Source organism: Ruegeria sp. HKCCD7251, assembly GCF_013031165.1.
Taxonomy (GTDB): domain Bacteria; phylum Pseudomonadota; class Alphaproteobacteria; order Rhodobacterales; family Rhodobacteraceae; genus Ruegeria.
Genome location: NZ_WPZC01000004.1, coordinates 40,341 through 65,936, shown reverse-complemented (window position 1 = coordinate 65,936; position 25,596 = coordinate 40,341). Strand labels below are relative to the sequence as shown.

The following is a 25,596-nucleotide window of genomic DNA, read 5'->3' as shown; positions in this document are numbered from 1 at the left end:
GCAGCGTGAAACAAAAAATGTAATGGTTTACATTCATCATGAAAACGATTACATAGATTCGCGGCAAAGATGCTTTTTTGGCCTTGGGAGGGGAAATGAAGCTGGGAGTTAATCTTCTATGCGTTGGCGGGCTGATCGGCGAAGCGCAACTGGATTTCTGTCAGCTTGCTGCTGAGGCCGGGTATGACGGTGTCGAAATTCCCGTCTTGGAAGGGCAGCCAGACCACTACGCCTGGCTGGGCGCTCAACTCGATGCACTCGGGCTTGAGAGGACCTGCACCGCGATTGTTCCTGACCCCAAAGCAGATCCAACCAGCCCAGATCCTCTGGTTCGGGCCAGAGGTGTCGCGCATCTGAATTGGATACTGGATTGTGCGACAGCACTTGGCGCGCAAACGATCGGCGGGCCTTTTCATGCGCCCATCGGACACTTTACCGGCAGCGGCCCGACGGCTGACGAATGGCAGCGCGGCGCAGAAGCCCATCGCGACATGGCAGGCACAGCGGCCAAGCGCGGCATGCTGCTGGCTTTGGAGCCTTTGAACCGGTTCGAAACCCATTTCCTGAATACTGCCGAACAGGCCGCGCAGTATTGTGAGCTGGTCGGCCACCCGGCTTTTGGGATCATGTACGACACCTTCCATGCGCATATTGAGGAAAAGGATCAGGCACAGGCGATTGCCTCCCTGTCCGGTCATATCAACGTTCTGCATGCCTCGGAAAACGACCGGGGCACGCCCGGCACGGGACAGATCGACTTTGGTGCGGTGTTCTCTGCTGTCAAGAAGACCGGATTTGACGGATGGGTGGTGATGGAGGCCTTTGGCGCAGGCGTCCCTGAACTTGCTGCAGCCACCCGAATCTGGCGGCCGATGTTCGAGGATCATCCGCAGTTGTTTCGCGACAGTGCCATGTTCATTCGCAATGTGTGGGCGCAGGCATGAGCGGCGATATCATCTTTGAGATGAAGGAGATCACCAAGGTGTTTCCCGGCATCAAGGCACTGGACGGGGTCAGTTTTTCCGCCCGTGCGGGCGAGGTTCACGCTCTGGTCGGCGAAAATGGCGCGGGTAAGTCCACTTTGATGAAGGTGCTGTCGGGCGTCTATCAGGCTGAAGAGGGCGATATTTTCCTGCGCGGTCAGAAGGTCCGGTTCCAGCACCCGCTTGAATCGCTCGCGCAAGGCGTCAGCGTGATTTATCAGGAATTCTCGCTGCTGCCCGACCGAACGGTTGCCCAGAATATCTTTCTGGGACGTGAACCCACACGCAGTTGGGGCCTGCTGGATACCGAGAAGATGCGGCGCGAAACGCAGGACGTGCTGGCGCTGTTTGGCGACCGTCATCGTTTCGGCCCGGAAACTTTGGTTAGCGATCTGGATGTCGCGCAACAGCAAATGGTCGAGATTGCCAAGGCTTTGTCGCTGAATGCGCAAGTGATCGTCATGGACGAGCCGACTGCGGCCCTCAACGATACCGAGTGTGATCTGCTATTCCAACTGGTTGATGATCTGCGCGGTCAGGGCCGCTCGATTGTCTACATTACCCACCGTATGCGCGAAATCCGTCGTCTGGCGGACCGTGTCACAGTGATCAAGGATGGCAAAGTCGCTGCTGCCTTTGACCATGTGCCCGAAACCGGCCGGATCGTCGAAGCCATGGTCGGGCGCGATATTGGGCACTTCTATCCCGAACCTGCGACACCGGAAGAAATCGGCGATGCGGTTCTGACAGTGCGTGGTGGCGGTAATGACCGGTTGTTCGACATTGATCTTGAGCTGCGCGCAGGCCAGATCACCGGGTTTGCAGGCGTTCAGGGGGCAGGTCGCACAGCGCTGGCGCTGGCTTTGTTCGGGGCAGAGCCGTTTGAAACCGGCACCGTGACAGTCGATGGGAAATCTGTCCCTCTTACCAGCCCGCGCAGCGCCGCCAAGGCCGGGATTGCGATGCTGCCCGGCGACCGCAAGGCCGAGGGGTTGATGCTGATGCAATCGGTCCGTGACAACGGCATGATCTCGGCCCGGGCCTTTTCCGGCACCTTGGGCGCGCCGGATAAAACGCCGATCACAACGCTCGATCAGATGGACGCGCTTTTTGATGCGTTCGATCTGCGCGCTGCGAATTACGAGGTCGAGATTCAGTCTCTGTCCGGTGGCAATCAACAAAAGGCCATCGTTGCGCGCTGGCTGTCCTTGGCCCCTAAGGTTTTGATCTTTGTCGAACCAACCCGAGGCATCGACGTCAACACCAAGGCGGGGATCTACGCCCAGATGCGCAAACTGGCGCAACAGGGGGCGGCAGTCATGGCGATCTCATCCGACCTGCCCGAGGTGTTGGGCATCTCGGACCGGGTGCTGGTTATGAGCGACGGCAAGATCGTGGCCGAGTTCGGACATGGCGCCAGCGAAACCGAAGTCATGCACGCCGCGACAGAGGCGCATCTGGAATTGGAAGCCTCATGAATATCCCAAGACCTAAAAATCTTGCCGCGCTGGCCCCATTCCTGCTGCTTTTGGCGGCTATCGCGGTCTATGTCTCTGTCGCGATTGCAACCGGGCAGACCCAATATCTGACTGCTGAGAATCTTCTGGGCCTGCTGGGGCGCTCCATCGCGTTGGGGATCACAGCGATTGGGCAGACCTTTGCCATCCTGATCGCCTCGATCGACCTTAGCGTTGCTAACCTGATCTCGGTTTCGGCGGTGCTTGCGTCCTCTATCATGTCGGGTGATCCATCCATGATGCTGCCTGCAATTGCGGCGGTGTTGGCCGTGGGCGTTGTGGTCGGCCTGATCAACGGTCTTGTGATCACCCAGTTTGAGGTCAATCCGCTGATCGCCACGTTGGGCATGGCGCTGATCCTGCAAGGGCTGCTGAGCGCGACCTTCAACAACTTTGCCGGAGAGGTTCCGGAAGAGTTTCAGGTTTTTGCCTATGGGCAGGTTGCCGGCATCTCGATCAGTCTGATTTTCCTGATCGCGCTGACCGTGGCCGCGTGGGTTTTTCTGCGCTTTACCCGCGCAGGCTCCAATATCTATTCGGTCGGCGGCAACCCAGACGCATCCAAGCTTGCGGGGATGCGGACGACGCGCGTCGTTATCACGGCGCATGTGATCTGTTCGGTCTGCGCCACTATCGCGGGGCTGTATCTGGCAAGCCGCTTACGCTCGGGCGCGCCGTGGATCGGTCGGGACGGGGTTTATGATCTGGAATCCATCGCTGTGGTGGTGATTGGCGGAACGGCTCTGTCCGGCGGTCGCGGCGGGGTTTGGGGCACGCTGATGGGCGTGATGATCTTTTCTCTGATCGACTCGATCTTCAACATTGCGGGCGTTGATGCCTTTGCCAAACAAATCCTGCGCGGGGTCATCATCGTGGCCGCGGTCGCCGTCTACGCCGTGCGCAGCCGGAGGATCGAGGCATGATGGCCCGACTGAAACAGATCAACCCGGTCTTTCTGGTTCTGGCTCTGCTATTCGTGGCGATCGCGATCCTTTCGCCGTACTTCCTGCAACCGGCCGGGTACATGAATTTCCTGAAACGGGCCGCGCCAATTGCGATTTTGGCGGTGGGGCAGCTTTACGTCATCAACTCGGGCGGGTTCGACCTGTCGGCGGGGGCATTGGTGACGCTGACGGTGATCGGAAGCTCGATCCTGCTGGACGGGGATGCCAGCGCGACGTGGTGGGTTATCCTGGCCATGCTGGGGGTTGGTGTGATCGTCGGCACGGTGAATGCGCTGGTGGTGTCGTGGCTCAAGGTGCCGTCGATCATTGCTACGCTGGGGATGATGATCACCCTCAGCGGGATTGCCCTGACATGGTCGGGCGGAGCGCCGCGCGGATACCTGCCCGAAAATTTCCGGTTCTTCGGCCGTTATCTGATTAAGGACTTGCCGCTGATCAAAATCCTGCCCGTTGCGGTGATCGTGATGGTCGTGGTCTGCGTCGCGATGTGGTGGCTGATGCACCGCACCAACTATGGCAAGCGGCTGATCGCCATGGGCGACAACCCAAAGGCCGCATTGTTAGCCGGAGTCCCACTCACGGAAACCCGAATTGTCGCCTTTGTCATGTCTTCGGTCTCGGCTGTACTCGCAGGAATATTGCTGGGCGGGTTCGCGGGCGTGTCCACCGATGTGGGGGTCGGGCTGGAATTGCAGGCCATCACCGCTGCCGTCATTGGCGGGGCGCAGTTACTTGGCGGCCGCGGCACCGTGGGAGCCACCATCGCAGGCGCGCTGGTGTTGCAGGCGATGTTCACGCTGCTCAACATTTTGGGCTTTCCCAAACCCATCCGTGACGTGGTGCAAGGGCTGATTTTGATCTCGGCGGTTGTGATCGCCGGATACCGACGACGCCGATCCGGGGGATAGGCGCCCCAAACAATTCAGAGGAGGAAACAAGAATGATCAACAAATTCACGGCAACAGCCCTGACAACGCTGGCGTTGGCTTTGCCCGCCCAAGCGCAGAACTTCGACGACCCGGTCGAATTCGCAAAACAAAAAGACATGCTGGGCGCGGCAGCCAAGGGCGATGCGACAACCCCTTGGCTGCAGTACTATGGCGACGTGATGGCGGATACTTCGGGCTTCAAGAAAGATGGCCCGCACACGATCTGTTTCTCGAACGCAGGCGTGAACAACCCTTGGCGCGTGGTTGGTTGGAACACCATGCAGGCCGAGGTCGAACAACATGACAACATCGCCGAGTTCGTTGTAACCGATGCCGAAGGCTCGGACGATAAACAGATCGCCGATATCGAGGACCTGCTGGCCGGTGGCACCTGTGACGCGCTGATCGTGTCCCCCAACACAACGGCTGCCTTGACCCCTGCTGTTGAAAAAGCCTGCGAGCAACTGCCAGTGATCGTGTTTGACCGTGGCGTGAATACCGATTGCCCGGTCACGTTCATCAAGCCAGTCGGCGGCTATGGCTTTGGCATCCAGTCCGGTGAATTCATTGCCGCCAATGCGCCCGAAGGCTCGGACGTATTGATGCTACGCATCCTGCCCGGCGTGGACGTTCTGGAAACCCGCTACTCTGCCGCCAAGCGCATTCTGGAAGAAGCCGGTCTGAACATCGTCGGTGCCGAGTTCACTGATGGCGACCGCGCCAAGACTAAGGCGATTGTCGAGGACTATATCCAGCGCGGCAACCAGTTGGGCGCGGTCTGGATGGACGCGGGCGCAACCTCGGTCGCGGCGATCGAAGCGTTCGAGGATATGGGTCTGGACGTGCCGATCGTCACTGGCGAGGACCAGCAGGACTTTCTGCAGAAATGGCAGGAGATTGGCATGAACACCATCGCGCCGACCTACCCAACCTATCAGTGGCGCACGCCCATTCTGGCAGCTTTGAAAATTTTGGATGGTGAGGCGATCCCCGGACCGGAATGGAACCTGCCGCAGCCGGCGATCACCAATGACAACCTGGGTGATTTCGTAAACGCATCCATGCCTCCGCTGCACTATGCGGCCTGTGGCTGCGAAGGCATGCCGGGCTATCCGGAACGCTGGGGCGGCAAGTAATCGCCTTAACTCGTCAGGCCCCGGTCGGGGCCTGACACACAGGATTTTCATGGGAGGCTGATATGCCGGGTACGATCAAAGGACCGGGGTTATTTCTGGCACAGTTTGCGGATAATGATGCTCCGTTCAATTCGCTGGGATCGATTGCGGAATGGGCAGCGGGTCTGGGGTACAAAGCCGTTCAGATCCCGACATTTGACGGGCGGCTGTTCGATCTGGACAAGGCCGCAGACAGCCAGACCTATTGCGACGACGTGCTGGGCACCTGCCGCGATGCGGGCGTTGAGGTCAGTGAACTGTCGACCCACCTTCAAGGCCAATTGGTCGCCGTTCATCCCGCTTACGATCAGTCCTTTGACGCCTTCGCGCCCGAGACCGTGCATGGAAACCCTCGGGCGCGGCAGGACTGGGCTGTGGACCAGGTCAAGAAAGCCGCCGTCGCTGCACGGCGCATGGGGCTGGATACGACCGTCAGCTTTACCGGATCGCTGGCCTTCCCCTATCTTTATCCGTGGCCGCAACGCCCGCAGGGTCTGATTGAGGAGGCTTTTGCCGAGCTTGCCCGCCGCTGGCGTCCGATCTTCGATGCCTATACCGATCAGGGCGTTGCCATTGGCTTTGAAATCCACCCCGGGGAGGACGTGTTTGATGGTGCCACCTTCGAGATGTTCCTCGACGCCGTAGACGGGCACGAGGCCTGCCAGATCAACTATGATCCCTCGCATTTCCTGCTGCAGCAGATGAACTATCTGGAGTTCATCGACCTCTATCACGAGCGCATCTGCGCCTTTCACGTCAAGGATGCCGAGTTCAACCCGACTGGGCGGCAAGGTGTCTATTCTGGCTATCAGGGCTGGACCAATCGGGCCGGCCGCTTCCGCTCACTTGGCGACGGACAGGTGGATTTCAGCGCGATTTTTTCGAAACTGACGCAGTACGGCTATGACAGTTGGGCGGTGCTGGAATGGGAATGCTGCCTGAAATCCCCCGAACAGGGGGCCGCCGAGGGCGCGCCTTTCATCGCGCGCCACATCATCGAAACCACGGACAAGGCCTTTGACGATTTCGCAGGGGGCGAGGTCGATCAGGCCATGATCCGATCCATGTTGGGGTTGGGCCAATGAAAACGTTGAAACTGGGTATGGTCGGGGGCGGGCAGGGTGCCTTTATTGGTGGCGTCCACCGCATCGCCGCCCGACTGGATGGACAATGGGACCTGGTGGCGGGGGCACTGTCATCCGACCCGCAGCGTGCGGAAACCTCGGCGCAGGAGTTGGGCATCGAACGGTCTTATTCTGATTTCCGCCAGATGGCGCAGGCCGAAGCTGCCCGTGACGACGGCATCGACGCGGTGGCCATCGTAACGCCCAACCACATGCACGCGGACCCGACCATCGCGTTTCTTGAGGCCGGGATTCACGTCATTTGCGACAAACCATTGGCGGCCACGGCTGAGGATGCCGCACGGATCAAAACTGCAGCCGAAGCGTCGTCTGCGCATTTCATCCTGACCCACAATTACACCGGTTATCCGATGATCCGTCAGGCGCGTGAGATGGTGCAGACGGGCGATCTGGGCAAACTGCGGCTGGTGCAGGTGGAGTACGCGCAGGACTGGCTGACGGAACCCGCCGCGTCTGACAACAAACAGGCTGACTGGCGCACCGATCCCGCGCGATCAGGGGCAGGGGCCATCGGGGATATCGGCACACATGCCTTCAATCTGGCCCATTTCGTAACGGGTGAGGTCCCCTCGCATCTGGCAGCAGACCTGTCCAGCATGGTTCCAGGCCGTCAGGTGGATGACAACGCCCACATCCTGCTGCGCTATGCCAGCGGCGCGCGGGGCATGCTGTGGGCCAGTCAAGTTGCCGTCGGCAACGAAAACGGCTTGCGCCTGAGGGTCTACGGTGATCGCGGTGGGCTGGAATGGTCGCAGGAACATCCAAACCATATGCACTTCACCCGCTTTGGACAGCCCACTCAAACCCTGACACGCGGCGGTGCCGGAGCCTCTGATGCCGCCAACGCAGTCACGCGCGTGCCGGGCGGCCACCCTGAAGGCTATCTGGAAGGTTTTGCAACGCTTTATGCCGAGGCCGCCGCTTTGATAAGAGGAGACCAAAGCGTCGACTTGCTGCCCGACCTGCAAAGCGGGTTACTGGGCATGGCGTTTATTTCCGGCGCGCTGGAGTCTTCAAAGAAAGATTCTTGCTGGTACCGTTTTCCTTCGAATGTTCTGGATTCCTGAAAATTTGCGCCAGCTTGCCGATAAGGGCAGAAATTCCCGTAATCGTCTTGTAGCTAGCTCAAGGCATTGTACGTGGCGTTCGATCTAGGGAAGAATTGCGAATAGGATCAGTATGAAGCGGCCTTGGACGCTCAGAAACCAACGATGGTTCTGAAGTGAAATTCGATCCTGAGTGTCGAAATCATCATAGCGTAAGCTAAGCGTCTGGCCCCGCGTCAAGCATTCCCGGAAAGTTCAGCGGTGCGTGTTGGGCCTCGACCGTCAGTTCACGGTGCCCTGACAGGTCGGGCTTGAAACCGACCCCGCTGCCTGAGGTAATATGATGGCGCCACTGGCCTCCTAGCGAAGTCATCGGGAGCAGTATCGAGACCACTCAGCCCCGGCAAAAGTCCGAGTTCGTTGTGTTCGGCAAAGACGAAGACGGCATTCCTGACGGTGCAAGCGTCGATACCGAAGGCGATTTTTGGATCGCGGTACCCGGCGACGCGCAGGTTGAGCGCCGCTTGCCAGATGGGTGTCTGGATCTGGCCGTGAAAACACTGGCCACGTATCCGACTGTGTGGGCCATTGGCGGGGAAAATCGGGATCAGCTTTACATCACCACGCAGTCAAAACATCTGGACGCCATGGGGCTGGCCGACAACCCCGACGAAGGCGCTCTTTTTGTGGCGCAGGCAGACTATCAGGGCCTGCCCGAAACACCGTTTGAACCGAAGTGACCAAAGACCTAAAGCTACACAAAGACAGAGCAAAATTGATCGAAGCTGTTGTCCCTAAGTTTTACGCCACCATTCTTTGAACGGCTGCATTCCGGGTTCTCAAAATATGCGACCATGCACTAAGGCCTGAGAACGAGATTAGCCAAGCGGAGCCAAGGCAGGTATCAAGCCATCTACAAGATACAGCTCGACAGTGGTTTATGTTGTGCTTTGAGATACGGAGGCCCTTCCGGCGCCGCATAGCGGAACAATCTGCCTTGGTACCTCTATTCGCTGAGTATGGTGTCCACGGGATGCGGCGGTTAACATGATTGACAGATCGGTATAATTGGCCGCCTTGAAATTTGGCGTGGACATCATTCTCTCGCTGCCCAGCCTATAGGATCTGTCAGTGTATTCCCGATCGCCAAAGTAGCGGTTTACTGGCCCAGAGACGACCGCTGACGACTGGTTTCAGGGTGGCTGAAGGCGGTCTCAGGTTCTGGCGGGTGGGGGGGCACTGTCGTTCAGGTCTAGTGTCGCAAAGGACTGTTAAGAGCTCAAATTGCTAACTGCTGGGCTCTACATGAATAACTACATACCGGCGATATCGGTGATTTCCAGAAAGTTGGTTAGGGTCGCGTTGGATTCAAATTTTTACCTTAAATTGCTGCCAAAAGACGTGGACGTGCCGCATGGGCATACTATTGTGGTTTGCCCGTGCGAAGAGACACATTCGATATCTTTTCCCAACACCTACCGACAGGTGTCTGAACGCTCAGCTTCTCTTTGAAGGCTTGCGGAACGGTCTTGCTTCTCCGCCCTTGCCGTTTCTGTGTTTTGAACGAGATGCGTTGGAACCTTTGTTTTTAGCCTTGTGAAGCGCTTTTCGTGCTCTCAGAGATTTAGATGAGTCAGAGGCGTTCTCGTCATGTTTTTGCCCCTTCTTTCCCTTCGCGGTGGGCTGTGATTTTTCCGTTCCGTTCTCGCTTGTCCGCTGCGAGCGCAAAGCATTTGCCTGCTTTGGTTTGTCTTCTCTAGCTTGCCTATCCGATGTGCTTGCCGCGGGCTTTCTTCTGTCCTTTGGGCGTTCGGACGCAATCTGGGCATTTTGCTCTGAGCGTTTGGAGGTGCGCGCAGCATTTGACGGTTTGCCTGAACCAGGCCTTTTGTTCTTGGCAGCGTCGTTTGATGAATGTGGTGCCGCAGGTGGCCCCTTAGGCGAGGCATCGAAATCTGGTGTGCCCGCCAGCTCAGTCAGCGTCGCACCTTGCTCTATGGTGAGTTCGGCACCCAATTCTTTTTTCATTGCAGGCACTGCATCATTGGCAATCTCGACAAAAGTCTCTTGGTATTGAACGCGGATTGCGCCGATGGCGTCTTTGGAGAGACCCGCATTGCGGCACAGCATTGGCAACAACCAACGCGGCTCTGCACGCTGTTTGCGCCCCAAGGAAAGTGAGAACCAAGTGCTTGGCCCAAACGCCGCGCGCGTTTCAGATTTGCTTTTATTAGTCTCTGACACCGTTCCCAGAATCTCCGGCGCTGAGTGGCGCTCTCGGTAGAGGCGCAAATAGGCTGCCGCGACCTGCTCTGGTGTCCTTCCCCTAAGCAGCCGTTCTGCAAAAGCCGTTTCCTCGACGCTTGGCAGCTCATCTAAGGCAGGATTGGAAATGATGCGCGCCTCTTCCCGAGCGAGCACCTCATCCGCTGAGGGAGGGACGCCCCATTCGGCCTCCAACTTGGCCGTTTTCAGCAATCGTTGCGCCTTCGAGCGGTGCCGTCCTGGTACGATCAAGATGGACATTCCTTTGCGCCCGGCGCGGCCCGTGCGCCCCGAGCGATGCAGTAAAGTTTCCGCATTCGACGGGAGATCTGCATGGATCACCAACTCCAACCCTGGAAGATCAATGCCACGGGCGGCCACGTCTGTCGCAACGCAGACCTGCGCGCGCCTGTCACGCAAGGCTTGCAGTGCATTGGTGCGCTCTGTCTGGCTGAGTTCCCCTGAGAGTGAGACGACAGAAAAACCCCGATTGGAGAATTTTGCGGTCAGACGCGCAACCATGGATCGGGTATTTGCAAACACGATCGCGGTTTGTGCGTCGTGATAGCACAGCAAATTGATGATTGCTTTTTCGATATCTGACGGGGCTACGTTCAAGGCGCTATAGGTAATGTCCGAATGCTGTGCTTCTGCGTTTCCAACCTTGATCCGCTGCGCGTCTTCCTTCTGGTAAGTCTGGGCAAGCTTGGCGATTCCTCGCGGAACAGTGGCCGAGAACATCAAGGTGCGGCGGTTTTCAGGCGTTTGGTCAAGGATGTATTGAAGGTCTTCGGCGAACCCCATGTCCAACATCTCGTCGGCTTCGTCGAGAACGACAGTCCGCAAATCGCTCAGATCGATGACGCCACGTGAGATATGATCACGCAGCCGTCCGGGTGTGCCGATCACGACATGCGCGCCGCGCTCAATCGTCCGGCGCTCGGTGCGGGCATCCGTGCCACCGACGGCTGACGCAGTGACTATTCCGGCCTCGGCAAACAGCCAGTCGAACTCTCGCCGGACTTGCAAGGCCAGTTCGCGCGTGGGTGCGATGACCATGGCCAGCGGCACGGCTGGTCGGTCCAACCGACCGTGCTTGTCGAGAAGCTCTTTCGCCATCGCCAGCCCGAAGCCTACGGTTTTGCCAGACCCGGTTTGCGCAGAGACAAGCAGATCTTTTCCCGCCAGCGCTTCATCTGACACAGCCTTTTGTACAGGCGTCAAGCCGCTGTAGCCTTTTTGGGAAAGTGCTATGGATAAGGTTTTCGGAAGGTCAGAGAAATCTTGCATGGGTCACCAAATGCCGGGAAAGACCTGGCGATAGTGGTATTTGGTGCGGATGTATAGTCCGTAAACTGCGTTTGAAAGAGAATGTGTCAATCACAGGAAATGGACTTTTTCACCCGCTCAACCGATGGCCGCCGTGAGAGTTTTGATTAAACCAAATTCGAAATCGTACGTTTGCCGTTAGCACGCATTTGAACAAAGGCTTCATGGGTAGTGTTTTCCTTCAAGGTGGGACATTAGCCGAGCACGTGCCTTGCGCGCCTTTAAACCTGACTGGGTGCCCGTTTGCTGAATCGGACAACCCAAAAGATTAGCCTGACGGAACCTGGCCAGACGTATTTTGAAAACGCCCGCAGGATGATAGAAGAAACCCGCCCGATCGAAGGCCGACTTCATGCCATCGGGGACAGACCTTACGGCGAATTGCGCATGAGCGTTCCAGTCGTCTTCGCCCATGGATGCCTGAACCACTGGTTTCCCGAATTTCTTGAGCGCTATCCCGATTTCACTTTGAACATCGACGTCTCCGAGCGACGCGCCGACATGATTTCCGAAGGCATTGATCTATTGGTGCGGATCGGAGCATTGCGACCGTCGGACTTCATCACCCGCGAGTTGTTCAAGGCCAGACGTCTTACTGTCGCCGCACCGTCTTACTTGGAGTGCAAGGGGCTGCCGATCCATCCCAGTGATCTGACCAACCACGATTTGATAGATTTCACAGCACATGGAACTTCGCAGAGCTGGACATATCCCGGGCAAAATTCTGAAACGATTAATGTTCCAATCGCTCCCAAGGTTCGCTGCAATGACGCGCAAACCGAGAAAGCATTTGCGCTGGCGGGTCGCGGCATTACGCGCCTACCAGAACTTGCTTGCCAAAAGGAGAATTCGAGAGGCTTTTTAGTTCCGATCCCGGAAGAGTACAGCTCGCCACCCGCCGGAGTGAATGTCATCTATGCAAGCCGCTCAAATTTGCCGGCTAAGACCCGTGCAATGATTGATTTCTTGGCAGAATAGAGTAGCAAGTGTTCCCGTGACGGCGCATAAATTTCGCTGCGCGAACGAATTCCTTGGCTTTGGTACTTTTTTTGACAGCGGACTTTCAACGGAAATTGTTGAATGGCAACTATGTCCGCAGGGCAGTCATTCATGCCTGGCGTAGCGAATGGCGGCTTCCAGGAAAAAGAAAACAAAGCGGAACTCCGCCGGCAACCCGCTAGGCGCCGCCGAGGGTTATGTCTACGAGGGTGGTCTTCGGTTGACGACATAGCGGTCTCGTAATCGGCCCTCCAGCGGTCGACCTAGCGGTCAGAAGTGCCCCCGAAACCGAACCAATTTCTCGGGCTTCGCCAAAAAGCTGTGTCTAATCCTCGCACGGCAAGGATTCCTACCACCCCAGCCAGTTCATCAGGACATGGAACGAGACTAGGCACTTGGGATTAATCCCTCCGAGAAATGCCCCCGTTCAGATCACACGCGTCTTGCTAGTTTGTCTTGCTGTCTGCACGTCAGCGGTGACCTCCCCCAAACAGAGTGAGAGGCCGATAGCAGTCATGGCTGAGAAACGTCGGATATAGGGTTAAGTAATTGAAAACGAATGATAAGTGAGAATGCTCAAAGTAGCAGCGGCCAAGACTAAACACCACTCACGGGTTACGCTTGAGTCGACACGCACCGATGTTTCTATTGGGTGATGAAGGCTTTGTACCGCTTAAGTTCGCGGCGTCTGCATCGAACCGAGGCTTGGTCGAACCCTGGTGGATAAACCAGTTCAGTCTCCTGTACCCAATTTAGCCAGGATAGAGGCCCGCATTTCTGCAAAAACCAGATTCCCTTTCAATTCTTCGATTTTTTTCCGCCGCCATTCCACCCCTTTGTCATGAAGAGCTTTGATCTCTGGATCCGCGAGCAGCGCATCCATTTCCGCCAGCATGCGGTCACGGTGGCGCAAGATACTGGAGTCCTTGGCGCCTGATCTATTCATTTTTGCCCAGTAGTCCATGTCCATTGTCTGCCTATAGTGGTTGACTCGTCCGCGGTCACGCTTAACGAGGAACGCGTCGACAGACCCAACAGCGTAATGGTTTATCTGGGCCACCTCATAGGAAAAGCTGCTGACTGGGCGCGTCAGGTTGTCGTCCTCCCCTAATATCCGCCCGTCGGGTGACATCCAGACGAAATCGGCACCCTCCACGACAATAGGGCCGTGGGTGCCGAACCGCTCGATATCATTGGTTGGCCGGAACAGCGTTTTTGCAAATCTGTTTTCCATGCCGCCGTCGCCGATGGAACGTTCACTATCAAAGAATGTGTTGGTAACCAGCTGATCGGCATATTCGATTACATCGCCGCACCCAAAAATCTTCCAGGTCACAGGAATGGCATCAGCACCCGGAAGACTGTCAATCAATTCATCTACGGTGCCGTTGCCGATGTGAATATTCAGAAACTCGTCTATGTCAGAAACCAGAACCCAGTCCGCCTGTTCTGCATCCAGATGCTCGCGTGCATATTTCAACGCGCTTTTCTGCGGTCCCCGGCGCAAAACGCGGTTTTCTTCATGCGACAGGTATCCTCTCGCTTGCAGCGCCTCCAGAAGCTGGACTGTGTGGTCGCTGCAATCGTTAGTATACACGAGAAAATTATTAAAGCCGATGGCGCGATGATACGCTATCCACTCCAGAATAAATGAAGACTCGTTTTTCATTGCGGTTACAATCAGCTTTTGTCGGTCCGCATTGTGGTGTCTGCTTAGGGGAACCAGAGGTGGCCGCCCCCCCCTGCCGCCGAAAACGGCTGACATCGCGTCTTGCAAGGGCGAATACTCCTCAAGCGCCCCGCTACTGATGCTGCGATCCTCTTTCCAACCAGTATTCAAGTTTCGAAAATGCCAAAGTTCAAAATCTGGGTCGACCGGGTCCCGGCGGCTCTGAATGAAATGGGTAAGCCACTGTCGCCCCGCCTGCGACCCTGCGGGAGCGACAGCATATTTCCTGTTGGACTTCGGCTTGCCGCTTTTGGTGACGAACCCATGATGTCGGTGCCGTGGCAAAAATTCGCCTTTGGTGTCGTTGACATACACCCAACGAGCGTCGGCTCGGACATAACCGCTTTCACTTTCAGCAGTTGCGTCAAAGATCGAACGGCCTGATTTCGAATGGAAAAGCTCATCGACATCAGTGTTTATGACAGCTCGCGCAGCCCCCAGAAAACGGCGACGAAAAAGCTCTGCCAGCGAACGCTGCAGAAACAAGGCATTGTCAAATTTTTCCTCCGTGGGGCCAAACCGGTACCGGGCCCGAACCACTGTTGCCTGCTCTATGCCCTCGACTGCGGAGATGGCGCGAACCAGTTCGTCACGGCTGTACTTAGTCGACACGTTGTCCGCGAAAACAACCGCGTTTGCCCCATGAATTTTATGATTGTAATATAGCCAATCCTGAATCCACGATAGCTCGTTGTTCTTGGAAAGTGCGAACAGCGCATTGGTGTCGCGATACGCCTCAACAAAAGACGCGCCAACAGGAATATTACCACCAAACCTGTCATGGCTGAGTGTCAGCACGGCTGGCTTTGCGCCTGCTGTTGGCAACAAAACGACGGAACATCTTGAGAGCTTCTCAACAGCTAGCGGCTTAATCGGTATCCCATCTAAGCGGAAATCCGTGTCTTCAAGGAGACGTTTCAGATTAAAAAGCCGTGGCCCAAGCAGGACGACCTGAGTTCCGGTTTGATCAAGAAAACAATCGTAGAAAAGTGTCTTTTGGTCGTATCTTTTGTAATAGCTTTCCGGGTCAGCAATATCTTCGTGGATATCCCGGCGAATTAGTTGGTCGTCATCATAGGGTAAAACAAACCCCGAAAGTTCAATGTCTTGCACTGTCAGGGTCATGAATGATTAAGCTTCTTTAAGGGGTCAGCCTTTACGCGGTTCGGCAGCATATCGACGTATTTGTCTAAGACGCTGGCGTCCAAGCTATTGCGCTTGCGGAGTGCCTCAAGGCATTTGAGTGTGACATCGAAACTTTCCACTACGGCGTCCGCTAGTATGGCAGCGCAGCAAAGCTGCTCATTTGAAACGGCCTCGACGTCCCGTAGATTCATCAGGAAGACACAATCGCCATCTAAAAGCTGGCTGCCAAAGCGTCTTTTCCTGAGATAGCCGATATGAGAATTGTGAATGGGGTTGGACTTCAGCGACATGAACTTGTGAATTGAGAACCCCATGCTACGAAGCACCCTTATTTGTTCGTCAAAAAGGTGTTCACCCTCATAGAGCTCATAAAACCGGACTTCCGAAATGATCATGACCGCATCACGAAGCTTCTCGCGGCCATTCTCGAAAATGTCGACCTCGGCGCCTTGAACGTCGATTTTCAACAGGTCCAAATTAGTAATTTCTTCGATATCGTCTAGCCGCGACGTCCGCATTTTAACAGAATCTAGCCGCTTCGCCGCACGCTTGGAGCGGCCCAGAAACGCACGGGTCTTTTCACTTAATGATAAAACGGAAGACAAGCCGGACCCGGAATATATATTCAGCTCAGCCTCTGTTCCGTTCCCCAACGCTAAAGGGAAGTAAGTTTCATTGTCCCCTTTGATCTTAAGCAGCTCCTGATAGGCGCTTTCTTGCGGCTCGAAACCGACCACATCGCATAACCCTTGGGTCATCAATGGTTTATAGGCTGGGTCTTCCAAAGGGTTTGCGCCGACATCAACGACAACGGGGTTTCGCTCAATAGGCAGAACCTCGTGCAAGAATGACCATCGTTCCGCCTGTGCTTGTATCATTTGGTTACTGTCTTTTTCAAATACGCGAGTTCCCAGTACTTCGACAAAATGGCTAGATCAAGCCGCGCCTTCTTGCAAGGAATCTCAAAGGCTGCGATGGTGAAGGTGCCTGTGCCTCATTGCGGAACTGCACAACGTCGCGCTTAAAGTGTTGGTGTCTGCGAATAGAGGGTTGGCTTCGACACGACTAACAGTTGGTTCTGAAAGCGGGCGCGACTGCCGTGCAAAAATCAAAAGCAGAATATTATGAAGCAGACTTCAAGCGTCAAAGTTAAGATTACTGTTTTTCCGTATAATAGGAGGCATAAATCGACCGTAAGTGAAATTGATATGCCCTATAGTAAGGCTGACGAGATGACTTTCGAAATGTTAAATTCTGGAATTGCGGGGGCCGATGCATTTTCGCGCTGCCTGCGAGAGTTTCATTTTCCGATTTCCGGAAAAACCTTAAGCTTCATGCAGGAAGAGTTCCCAAATCTGGCCCTTACCAATTCCTTAAATTCTCATCTTGAGGGCAATGACGATCTTGAGGGAACAGTGTCCCTGTACTTCCCGAATCCTGTTTCAATGTGATGCCGGCACACTCGTCGAGAGTACCGCAAAGTGCAGTATAGTTGTCTTTCGGGTGTTGATAGACGAAATCGAACCAACCTAGCTTTCTTCAAAAACAGTGAACTAATACGGAACAAAGCTCGCGCCCCTCCGCAATAACGGTGGTGAATTTCTGCAGACTTCGCATAAACCCGAAAAGTGACATGGCCCGGCCTCTTCGTCGGAAAGAGTGGGCGGCGTTCTTAAATGGGTTGTTGAGTGATCTGCCTGTGCATTGTTTTTCCGGGCAGCAATTTCGGGGAGTGTTGCTTTGAAAGATAAAAGCATTGTTATTAAAGGGGATTACTGCGAGAGATACCTAAAACACGCCATCCATCCACCCCTCGTGAACGATGTCTATTTCAGGAAGCGATTTCCAGCCTTCCTTCAATGAGTATACAAAATGGACCACTCAGGTGGGGCTGATCACCAAACCTCCCACATGCTGCCCAGCGGACCAATGTCCGCTCTCTGAACTGGTGCGCTGGTAGCTGACTTCAATCAAGTGGTCAGAGTTTCCAATCGAACCCAACAGCTTTTTCAGACTCCTCCCAAAGCCGTGTCATGACAGCTTTGTCATGGGCGTGAGCGTTCAGTGTGCCCTTGCCGACCGGGCCGACCGCTTCCATTCGGCCCGTCGGGCCATAGAGGGCCCGTTGCTCGGTCAGGGCCTCTTCTGTCGCGCACATGACCTCTGGGTATGAGCCCTGTTCCGCAGTCTGTACCATCGGCGTCTTGGTCATCAGCCACCAGATGAACCGCATCGTGCGGCTGCCGCTGGTGGTTATCAGCGATGTGGCTGATGAGCCGGGATGACAGACGAAGACCTCGACTTCTCTGCGCCCTGCAGCGGCCAGCCGGTCCTGCAGCTCGTAAGCAAACATCATCTGCGCCAGCTTGCTCTGCGAATAGGCGGTGTTCGCTCCGTAGCCCTCATCCCAGTTCATGTCGTCGAACTTGATGGTCTTGAGACCCATGTTGTAGCCGAGGCTGGCGACGACCACGATCCGGCCTTTGCTTTCCGCGATGCGGTCAAAGAGCAGACCATTGAGCAGAAAATGTCCGTAATGGTTGGTGCCAAGCTGGCTTTCGAACCCGTCGACGGTCAGCTTGCGCGTCGGCACCTGCGCGATGGCCGCGTTGTTGATAAGCGCGTCGATCCGAGGCACCGTCTTCAGAACTTCTTCGGCAGCCTCGCGCACGCTGTCCAAAACCGATAGGTCCGTGCGGACGAAGCTCACGTCGGCTTTCGCGTCGAATTCCTGTCTCAGGTCCGCGATTGCCGCCTCGGATTTCTCGGCCGAGCGGTTCAGCATCACCACCTTGGCGTTCTTCTTCAGAAGAATGCGCGCGGCTTGAAAGCCTGCGCCAGCGTTGGCGCCAGTGATGATGTAGGTCTTGCCTGACTGGTCGCCGAGGCGCTCGGGTGTCCAGCCTTTGGGTCCGAATGTCGTATCTGCCATTTTCTGTCTCCTGCCGGCCCAAGCTGGCGGTTTAAGGTGTTGTTGCTTGAATGCACAGATAGAACCTGACTGGGCACGGAAACAGGCGATATACTCTCGATTACTTGCCCAATCGTCTCAGCCCCATTGCAAAGATGAAAGTCCTCTGCCAGCTAGAGTGCATGAACAAAGACCAGATCAAAGACCTTATCGAGCGACGTCTGCCAAAGGCAGGCCTCGTCGATACCGCGTTGAAAGGCGTCCAGCTTTTCCGGGTGACCGAGGCCATGCCCTGCGTGCCTGCTGTCTACGAACCCACGGTGGTGGCTATTCTCAGTGGCAGCAAGGAAGCTGTTCTGGAGGGTGAGCACCACGTCTATGGCAGCGACAAATACCTGCTGTGCCCCATGACTTTACCGGTGGAGGCGGGCACGCCATTGGCGTCCAAGGACGATCCTCTGCTCGGCGTGGTGATTACGCTGGAGCCACGGATGATGCGCGAGCTCACCATGGAGATCGAGGCCGCCGCTGGTGGCAACAAACAATTGCGGGATGGCGCGCCATCGGCTTTGGCATTGGCGTCCTGGGATAGTGGTTTCACGCAGGCATTGCTGCGGCTTCTCGATCTGCTCGACAATCCGGTTGAGCTGGAGGTGCTCGGGCAGGGGCGAATGCGCGAGTTGTGTTACGCGGTGCTCATGGGCGAGGCCGGGGCCTCCGCAAGACGAGCCTTTGGCGTCGGCAACGAAATCGCGCGCACCATCGACTACGTCTCAAACCACTTGAATGAACAGGTCACCATCGACGATATGGCCGACCACGTCGGCATGAGCCGGGCGGTCTTCCATCGGCGTTTCAAAGAAGCCACGACAATGTCTCCAATACAGTTCGTGAAATCTATGCGGCTGAACAACGCCGCCATGAAGATTGCCGAAGGAAAGACCGTGTCGGAGGCGGCATGGGACGTAGGTTATCAAAGCTCGTCTCAGTTCAGCCGGGAGTTCAAACGGATGTACGGCCAGTCGCCTCGGCAATGGAGCCATGCGGCGCAGGGGCCCGAACGAATGGCCTAAGGTGTAACAGTGAGCTTACGTTTGAGACGAATGTCCGTTTGAGGTGGTGCTACGGTCATTAGGTGCGTTGTACCGAATGATGGATTTGTCCGCACCCCGGTCATTTAGCCAGTCCGCAACCAACAACGTCTGCTTTGAAGAAAAAAACAAAGTGAGCACCCGCGGCAATCCGCTAAGGGCCGCCGAGGGTTTAGCCCCAAGTGCCTAGTGTCGTTCCATGTTCCGATGATCTGGCTGGGGTGGTAGGAATCCTTGCCCTCCGATGATTGCTAAGGGCTTTTCAGCGAAGCCCCAGAAACTGGGGCGGTTTCGGGGGCGGAATGGAGCATCAGCGGAATGAGCAAGGGGCATTTCTGACCGCTAGAGAGATTGTTAACGGGTGCTGTCGAGACCGCTGACCCGTCCACTGGCGCTGAGACAACCGCTGACGATCGATTTCGGGGGCTCGCTGGTGCTGGCGGGTTGGGGCGGAGCGGATGTTCATTTCTTACGTAGCGAAGGACTTGTTAGAGCCCCATTTGTTTTGGAACACCGTTATGTTTGAGAAACGGAGGATCGAGAATGGCGAACAAGAGTCATAAACCGGAAGAAATTGTCTACCAGCCTGCGATATTGCAACCACAAAGATGATAAGCCTCTTCACGTCGACTTCTTTAACTGCTATTCCTTAGTTGTCCTGCTGCAGAAAAATCAACCTAAAGAGCACACTAGTTGCCTGATATTTAATCAGAAACAGAAATCGACGTGGCCAAAAGAATATCGAACAGAATGAGACAAGCTTTAGCCAAACTCGTCCAAAAAACCAAACCCATAATTGATCAAAAGTGGGCGAAAGACTCTCATGCTGATGAACAGGATCCAACTTCGGTTGATCAAATTGCAGCGGTAGAGATCAACGGTATTAAACTCTCTCGATTCGACGACTACGTAAACCCTGCTTACAAGTCACTAGTCAGATTGTTGGGTGATTCAGTACCAAGCGAACGCTATGAAGCAATGAACCCTAATTTTTTGGCGAACGAGATTTTCTCAAAAACTGGAACACCAAGAGTTTTGGATATCGGCTGTGGCTCTGGACGGTCTAAAGGCATGTTTAATGAAATAAACAACGAGACCAAGTGGAGCGGCATCGAAATAAAAGAATCATACAATATCTCTGATTTGCAAAATCTACCGGAAGGAGTGTCGATTTACGACGGGGTGAACATTCCTTTTGATGACAGCTATTTCGATTATTGCTACTCCAAGCAAGTCTTTGAGCATGTTCGTTATCCTGAACTGCTGCTCAACGAAATTAACCGTGTTTTGAAACCGGGTGGAATCTTTTTTGGGAGTCTCTCAGGAGGCGAGCCTTATCATTGGCACAGTCTTTTTAACTTCACGCCTTTGGGTTGGAAGACGGTTGTAGAAGATCACGGGTTTACTTTGGAAAAGCTATATTCCGGAATCGACGCTTTATCACTTCTACTTCACCACTGGAGTGTCAACCGAAAGGACATGGGTCCCTATTTTAGAAATTCCATTCTCAATTCAGTGCTCAACGGTGAACCCGCGAAAACAACACCCGGTATTCGGTATGAAAATACGTTGAAGTTGGTCTTCGCAGGTCATTTGGTCTTTCTTGCTACAAAAAAATGACGACAAAATAGTAGACAAAGCCCACTAAGTGACACTCAAAATACGCCGTATGGATATTCGCCCTGGGACATTCACGCTAACGCAGGTGCCGTTCGCAAACCTGCCATCCGCGCGTAAAACCTGAACGTCCGCTTCCCAGCCAAAACTGAGCAACCTCCTGCATCTAAATAAAGAAGCAACTGCAGGAGTTTGATCCATGAAGTACCTGTCTGCCCTCGGCGTTCTCGTCGGGGGTTTTCTTTTGCACCCACCGCCCAGGGCCGTCCTGACGACGATGCTCTGGGTGGTCTCTCGGTCGCACCCCGCTGTCTCGGCCGCTGGTTCTGCTGGCAGTTCTCTGGACGTGGAGGTCCCACGATGACTGAACTGGAACTGAACCCCGGTGACGTCGTGGTCATCCAGGCCTTTGATGACGTCCCTGAACATCTGTTCCGCGTGGAAGAGGTGTTCGAAGACTGTGTGACCGGCTTTGCTGTCACCGGCCCTCTGGCTGGTACCTACGGCGAACCGGCCCTCGAGATGATCCTACGGGTTGTCTCTAGCGCCTAACGGCAATCCCCAAAAACCAAAACAGAAAAGGAGGAGACCTATGTCTGCTCACATTCGCTATGCCTATCTAAAGGGCCATACGTGGCTGTTCAGACGTAACTATCCCGTTGACGTGGCTCTCGCGCTGGGCGCTCAGGCGCTGAAGCAGAGCCTTAAGACCAGTGACCGCAACACCGCCCGCGTCCGAGCCGCTGAAGTTAATGCCCGGTTCGAAACGCTGGTTGAACAAGTTCGGTCGCAAGCCGAAGAAGCCCTGTCTGCCCCTGAGAGCGCCGCTGACGTTCCTCAATGGGCTGACCAACCGGAGTCGTCTCTCGTCCATCTCCGGGCCACTCTGGAGGACTCTGGGTGTAATCTGGAGCGGTCCAGCTTCGGCAGACCATCAGCGCCGGTGAAGGTGCTAGTTCGTGACTTGAGCCGAGCCTATCTGAACAAGCGAAGTAACGAGCTAAGTCCCAGCGGGTTCAAATCGGTCCGATACTCTGTCGGGTTGTTCTCTAGTCGCTTTGCTGACCAATCTGTTTGCAGCCTGACCAGAGCAGACGGACGAGAGTTTCTGTCCGCAATTGCCCAACTGTCCCCGATGATCGGAAAGTCAGAGCGGAGCCGTGGACTGACCCTGGACCAACTGGTGACATACTCGTCTCGGGGATCGGTGACCATAACAGCCAGAACCCAGCGGCGTATCTGGTCTCAGGTCAACCACTTCCTCGACTGGGTGGTCTACGAGGGGCATCTGGAACAGAACCCCTTCCGAACCGTTCTCTTCGATCGCAAGGTGCGTCCTCAACCCTATGCAGTTCCAACGGACGATGAAGTCGTGCGCTTGCTGGGAGCCAAGGACCGGGAACTGCATCCAGTTCTGCTGACCTGCCTGCTATCAGGAATGCGAGCGGGGGAAGCGGTTGGGTTACTCCGGGAAGACCTCGTGACCAAGGGCAATCTAGGGTGCTTCGTTCATGTCAAACCAAATGAACTGAGATTGCTAAAGACCGACGCGGCGGAGCGACTGGTCCCGGTTCACCCAGTTCTGGACGAGACCTTCCGGCAGTTACCCGCATCTGGCCCTCTGTTTCCTGATCTCACCGTGGCGCATGTCACCAAGGGGTTTGCGAGACTGAGACGTAGGCTAGACTTGGCGCGACCGGGATTGGTGTTTCATTCGACCCGCAAGTGGTTTGTGACCCAGTGCGAAAGAACAGGTGTTCCTGAACACTTCACGGCATCTCTGGTTGGTCACCAATCGGCACGGTCGGAGAACGGGATCACCTACGGGATTTATTCGGCTGGGATCAGTGACGAGCAACGCCGGTCCATCGTCGATCAGATACGGCTTCCGGTATGAGCTTTCCCGACATTGATGCGTTCGAGGAGCGAGCTGCTATCGCCGAATACGATGGCGGTTGCACCCGTAGAGCGGCGGAAGATCTGGCTGCTAGGGCTCAAGGGTTCCGTGACACTGAAGCTTATTGGCAGTGGTTGGCGGACTAAGTCGTCAACCGTAGACCACCCTGACACCTAACCCTCGGCGGCCCTTAGCGGGTTGCCCGGGGGTGCTGACTTTGCTTTCTTTTTTCTAAATCCCGCCACTCGCTGCGCTAGGCATGAATGACTGCAATGCGGACAAAGATGGCATCCACAAGGCTCACTGAAAAATGTCCCGACATGGTTGTTGGCCAGTTTCCTGCCTAAAGGAAAAACAACAGTACTGCCTTATCAGAACCGAACGCTTAAGTTTGCACCGAGGCCATGCTCTTGGCCGTTGGAGCGAACTGAGTAGCCATATCCTGCCGCTAGTCTCGCCAGATCAGAAATCTGATACCCTAGCCCTAGACCAAGCACGAAGCCATTTGCCCCTCGGTTTTGTCCGACTTGTGTGAACGTGCCAAATATCGGGCTCGTTACAGTGATTTCGTGCTCACTGTCTTTGTTGGCAAAGAAGTCATATTCATACCGGGCAAAGGCGATTGGGGTTAGCAAACCACTCTCTGTCAAGAAGTCGCGTTGATAATCAACTCCAATGGAAGCGACCAGGGACTCCGCGTTCGCTTTTTCAATTGAGTAGTTGAAATCACCACCGCCAGTCTCGGAGCCTGAACCTTGTTGAATACGCCCGTAGTTCAATCCAAAAACCGTAGAGACCCTTGCACCGCTGTCCAGGTTAAGCAGCTTCCGTGCCTGGATACCGGCGTGAATTCCTTCTTGGTCCAAATCAGACTTTGCCTCGCCTCCCGTAAAGCCATCAACAGAAGGGTTATTCCGGTTGGCGTCCGTTTCGCCGAACATATAACCGATCAGCCCAGAGAACTCCCATGTTCCGGTTGTTGTACGCCCATAGACACCCACGTGATAGCTGTCGGTCGAAAAGTCCTGATCGACTTGATCGTGCTCATCCATGGAGGACGTCCCGAAGCCCGCATAGACGCCGACAACTCCTCTATCGGTACTTGCGACATCCGCTCCGACCAAAATGGTGCCCAGCGAATAGTCGAATGTGCCAAGGCCGTTACTTCCATCAACGTCCCCGCTCACATAGGCCGTGTCGATCCACCAGCGCCGATCAGAGCAGTCGATTGCGCCAGTCGGGCTCTGGGCCGTGTCGATGCCGCCTGATGCAACGGGTTGATCCTTGTTGCTGAAGCCGACCGCTTGATATTTGCGGCAGTCAGCGTGGCTCAGAACTGTGTTGGTTATCAGGTCTAATTGCTCAAGCCCAATGGTCAAGTTGGAGGAATAAGGTTCGGCGTGCACACGGTTAAACCCAGCCAGACCTGAATTGGTAAGCGTGTTTACGGCATTACCCAAGGTTGACCCATTGGTCAGATTGGTTCCGGGTGACATGTTTGTGGTGTTGGCCACCGCGCCAGCCAGATTGCTGGCATTTGGCGAATTGGTAACTGCTGGGTTCTGAGGTAAGCTTGAGACCGGTTGCGCCGTGAATGCTATATCAATCTGACCATCTGTGGTCGGCGTGTTGGCTATCGTCAAATTAGACAACGCAGGAAGAGATCCTCCTGCAACAAGCGTCGGTGAGTCTCCATCAAACCTGGAAGCCCGAAAAACAGTGTAATTGTTGCCAGCAGCATAATCTTGTGCAGTCAGACCAGGTTGGGCAGCCTCTACTTGAATTGTGGCGCGGTTAATTCCTGTAACTGGCCCGCTGGATGACACCAAGTCAGCTTTCTGCCCGGCCGTCGGATCGATTTCAGTTAAGAGCCGTGACCCAGTTTCAAAGGCGATTCCGCCACTGTTGTTGAGTGTACCAATTGAAAAGCCTGGCGAAAGCACCCCGCCGTTCTTAACTGTGAAGTTGAATGCGTTCACGGTTCCCGTTCCGGCCAGCGTGCCAAAGTTCTCAAAATTTACGGTGTTCAAACTGCTTGCCGCATCAAGACGAACGGTTGTACCTACGGCTATCGCCATATCGCTGGTCGAAGAAATCGAACTATTCGTCAGCGTGAAGTCAGAAGCCTCTGCAATCCGGGTTTGGATAAAATACGCCCCGAAAACCACCTCGGTCGCTCCCATAACAGTCAGGTTGTCATAGGTTAACGGTCGGTCAGACTGGAAGTAGACTTCAGTGGGGTCGATATTCGCCCCGTTGAATGGCGCGAATGTCATTGACCTGCCGGAACCGATCGACGTTCCAATAAGGTTCACTCGGAGCTTCCCGTTGATGTTTGTCGCCAAGGCTTCTCGGGAAACAAAGTCTCCGCTGCCCGCCGCGACATCAACATTCAGAAGAGTTAAAACTGAAGCATTGCTTGGAACGGTATTTTGGCCGGGAACGTACAACTCAATTTCACCTGAGGACGTGATTGAGGAGTTTCCAATTGTTAGTCCTGTAATGGGCCCGTTTGGGATCGGAAGACACGTGCGTTCCGTCGTTGAGATTGTTTGATTAACGCGAGTGCTTTCAGATCCAGAAGAGTACTCTATCCGAGGAGAACCCAATTCTACGCAGGCTTGCGAGCTTTGAGCTTGCGCGTCGTCCGTCACCAGCACAAAAGCCAAGGCTCCCAGTGTTGAATTAATGAAAACTGAACGCTGAGCATGTTGTGCCGTCGGTGCCGAGCTCTTTGTTTCCATCACCTTTCTCCTCTTATTCCATCGGCGAGAGTACACCCAAATGTGATACACTGTGAGTCTTTTGGCGTGCTCGAAAAAAGTTGAACGATTGACTGCTTTGGGCTCTAT

The 25,596-nt window shown here is 55.1% G+C and carries 19 protein-coding genes; 14 read left to right on the top strand and 5 right to left on the bottom strand.

Annotation, left to right across the window (positions count from 1 at the left end; translation table 11 throughout):
- Positions 1-95: 95 nt before the first annotated feature.
- The 8 genes from GOX75_RS11845 to GOX75_RS11810 all read left to right on the top strand — a co-directional run bounded on the left by GOX75_RS11845 (position 96) and on the right by GOX75_RS11810 (position 8,500).
- Positions 96-944, top strand: coding sequence for a sugar phosphate isomerase/epimerase (locus tag GOX75_RS11845; protein WP_171123331.1), 849 nt, complete (start codon positions 96-98; stop codon positions 942-944).
- Positions 941-2,461: a sugar ABC transporter ATP-binding protein gene (locus GOX75_RS11840; RefSeq protein ID WP_171123329.1), complete on the top strand. Its 1,521-nt coding sequence runs from the start codon at positions 941-943 to the stop codon at positions 2,459-2,461. The genes GOX75_RS11845 and GOX75_RS11840 overlap by 4 nt, the downstream gene beginning before the upstream one ends.
- Complete coding sequence (locus GOX75_RS11835) at positions 2,458-3,423, top strand: ABC transporter permease (RefSeq protein WP_171123327.1); 966 nt, start codon at positions 2,458-2,460, stop codon at positions 3,421-3,423. Before GOX75_RS11840 ends, GOX75_RS11835 begins: the two co-directional genes overlap by 4 nt.
- Positions 3,420-4,373 (top strand): ABC transporter permease, encoded by a 954-nt coding sequence (locus GOX75_RS11830; protein ID WP_171123325.1) that lies wholly within the window; start codon positions 3,420-3,422, stop codon positions 4,371-4,373. Before GOX75_RS11835 ends, GOX75_RS11830 begins: the two co-directional genes overlap by 4 nt.
- Positions 4,374-4,405: 32 nt before the next feature.
- Complete coding sequence (locus GOX75_RS11825; protein WP_171123323.1) at positions 4,406-5,530, top strand: substrate-binding domain-containing protein; 1,125 nt, start codon at positions 4,406-4,408, stop codon at positions 5,528-5,530.
- Between the two features lie 62 nt (positions 5,531-5,592).
- The gene (locus GOX75_RS11820; protein WP_171123321.1) at positions 5,593-6,654 is read left to right on the top strand and encodes a sugar phosphate isomerase/epimerase; all 1,062 of its coding nucleotides are present in this window, start codon (positions 5,593-5,595) and stop codon (positions 6,652-6,654) included.
- Entirely contained in the window at positions 6,651-7,781 is a 1,131-nt protein-coding gene (locus GOX75_RS11815; RefSeq protein WP_254428787.1) for a Gfo/Idh/MocA family protein, read from the top strand. Before GOX75_RS11820 ends, GOX75_RS11815 begins: the two co-directional genes overlap by 4 nt.
- Positions 7,782-8,131: 350 nt before the next feature.
- Positions 8,132-8,500, top strand: coding sequence for an SMP-30/gluconolactonase/LRE family protein (locus tag GOX75_RS11810; RefSeq protein WP_371808330.1), 369 nt, complete (start codon positions 8,132-8,134; stop codon positions 8,498-8,500).
- 757 nt (positions 8,501-9,257) lie between these two features.
- On the opposite strand, the gene GOX75_RS11805 is transcribed toward GOX75_RS11810, so the two are convergent.
- The gene (locus GOX75_RS11805; RefSeq protein WP_171123317.1) at positions 9,258-11,315 is read right to left on the bottom strand and encodes a DEAD/DEAH box helicase; all 2,058 of its coding nucleotides are present in this window, start codon (positions 11,313-11,315) and stop codon (positions 9,258-9,260) included.
- Positions 11,316-11,669: 354 nt separating this feature from the next.
- Between GOX75_RS11805 and GOX75_RS11800 the strand changes: the two genes are divergently transcribed.
- A complete protein-coding gene (locus GOX75_RS11800; RefSeq protein WP_171123315.1) occupies positions 11,670-12,332 on the top strand; it encodes a substrate binding domain-containing protein in 663 nt (220 codons plus the stop codon).
- A 754-nt stretch (positions 12,333-13,086) separates the two neighbouring features.
- Here GOX75_RS11800 and GOX75_RS11795 read toward each other — a convergent pair.
- Both GOX75_RS11795 and GOX75_RS11790 read right to left on the bottom strand, forming a co-directional pair.
- Positions 13,087-15,207, bottom strand: a complete 2,121-nt coding sequence (locus tag GOX75_RS11795) for a glycosyltransferase family 2 protein (RefSeq protein WP_171123314.1) — start codon at positions 15,205-15,207, stop codon at positions 13,087-13,089.
- On the bottom strand, positions 15,204-16,106 hold the full coding sequence (locus tag GOX75_RS11790; RefSeq protein ID WP_171123312.1) for an FkbM family methyltransferase: 903 nt from the start codon (positions 16,104-16,106) through the stop codon (positions 15,204-15,206). Before GOX75_RS11790 ends, GOX75_RS11795 begins: the two co-directional genes overlap by 4 nt.
- 246 nt (positions 16,107-16,352) lie before the next feature.
- Between GOX75_RS11790 and GOX75_RS11785 the strand changes: the two genes are divergently transcribed.
- Positions 16,353-16,679, top strand: coding sequence for a hypothetical protein (locus GOX75_RS11785; RefSeq protein WP_171123310.1), 327 nt, complete (start codon positions 16,353-16,355; stop codon positions 16,677-16,679).
- Positions 16,680-17,206: 527 nt separating this feature from the next.
- Here GOX75_RS11785 and GOX75_RS11780 read toward each other — a convergent pair.
- On the bottom strand, positions 17,207-18,160 hold the full coding sequence (locus GOX75_RS11780) for an SDR family oxidoreductase (protein WP_171123308.1): 954 nt from the start codon (positions 18,158-18,160) through the stop codon (positions 17,207-17,209).
- Positions 18,161-18,321: 161 nt separating this feature from the next.
- Between GOX75_RS11780 and GOX75_RS11775 the strand changes: the two genes are divergently transcribed.
- The 4 genes from GOX75_RS11775 (at position 18,322) to GOX75_RS11760 (ending at position 22,744) form a co-directional block, all read left to right on the top strand.
- On the top strand, positions 18,322-19,212 hold the full coding sequence (locus tag GOX75_RS11775) for an AraC family transcriptional regulator (protein ID WP_171123306.1): 891 nt from the start codon (positions 18,322-18,324) through the stop codon (positions 19,210-19,212).
- Positions 19,213-19,980: 768 nt separating this feature from the next.
- Complete coding sequence (locus tag GOX75_RS11770; protein ID WP_171123304.1) at positions 19,981-20,850, top strand: class I SAM-dependent methyltransferase; 870 nt, start codon at positions 19,981-19,983, stop codon at positions 20,848-20,850.
- Between the two features lie 357 nt (positions 20,851-21,207).
- Positions 21,208-21,399, top strand: a complete 192-nt coding sequence (locus GOX75_RS11765) for a hypothetical protein (protein ID WP_171123302.1) — start codon at positions 21,208-21,210, stop codon at positions 21,397-21,399.
- A gap of 40 nt (positions 21,400-21,439) precedes the next feature.
- A complete protein-coding gene (locus GOX75_RS11760; RefSeq protein ID WP_171123300.1) occupies positions 21,440-22,744 on the top strand; it encodes a DUF6538 domain-containing protein in 1,305 nt (434 codons plus the stop codon).
- A 371-nt stretch (positions 22,745-23,115) separates the two neighbouring features.
- Here the strand turns inward: GOX75_RS11760 and GOX75_RS11755 are convergent, their stop codons facing one another.
- Entirely contained in the window at positions 23,116-25,488 is a 2,373-nt protein-coding gene (locus GOX75_RS11755; protein WP_254428788.1) for an autotransporter outer membrane beta-barrel domain-containing protein, read from the bottom strand.
- Between the last annotated feature and the right edge of the window lie 108 nt (positions 25,489-25,596).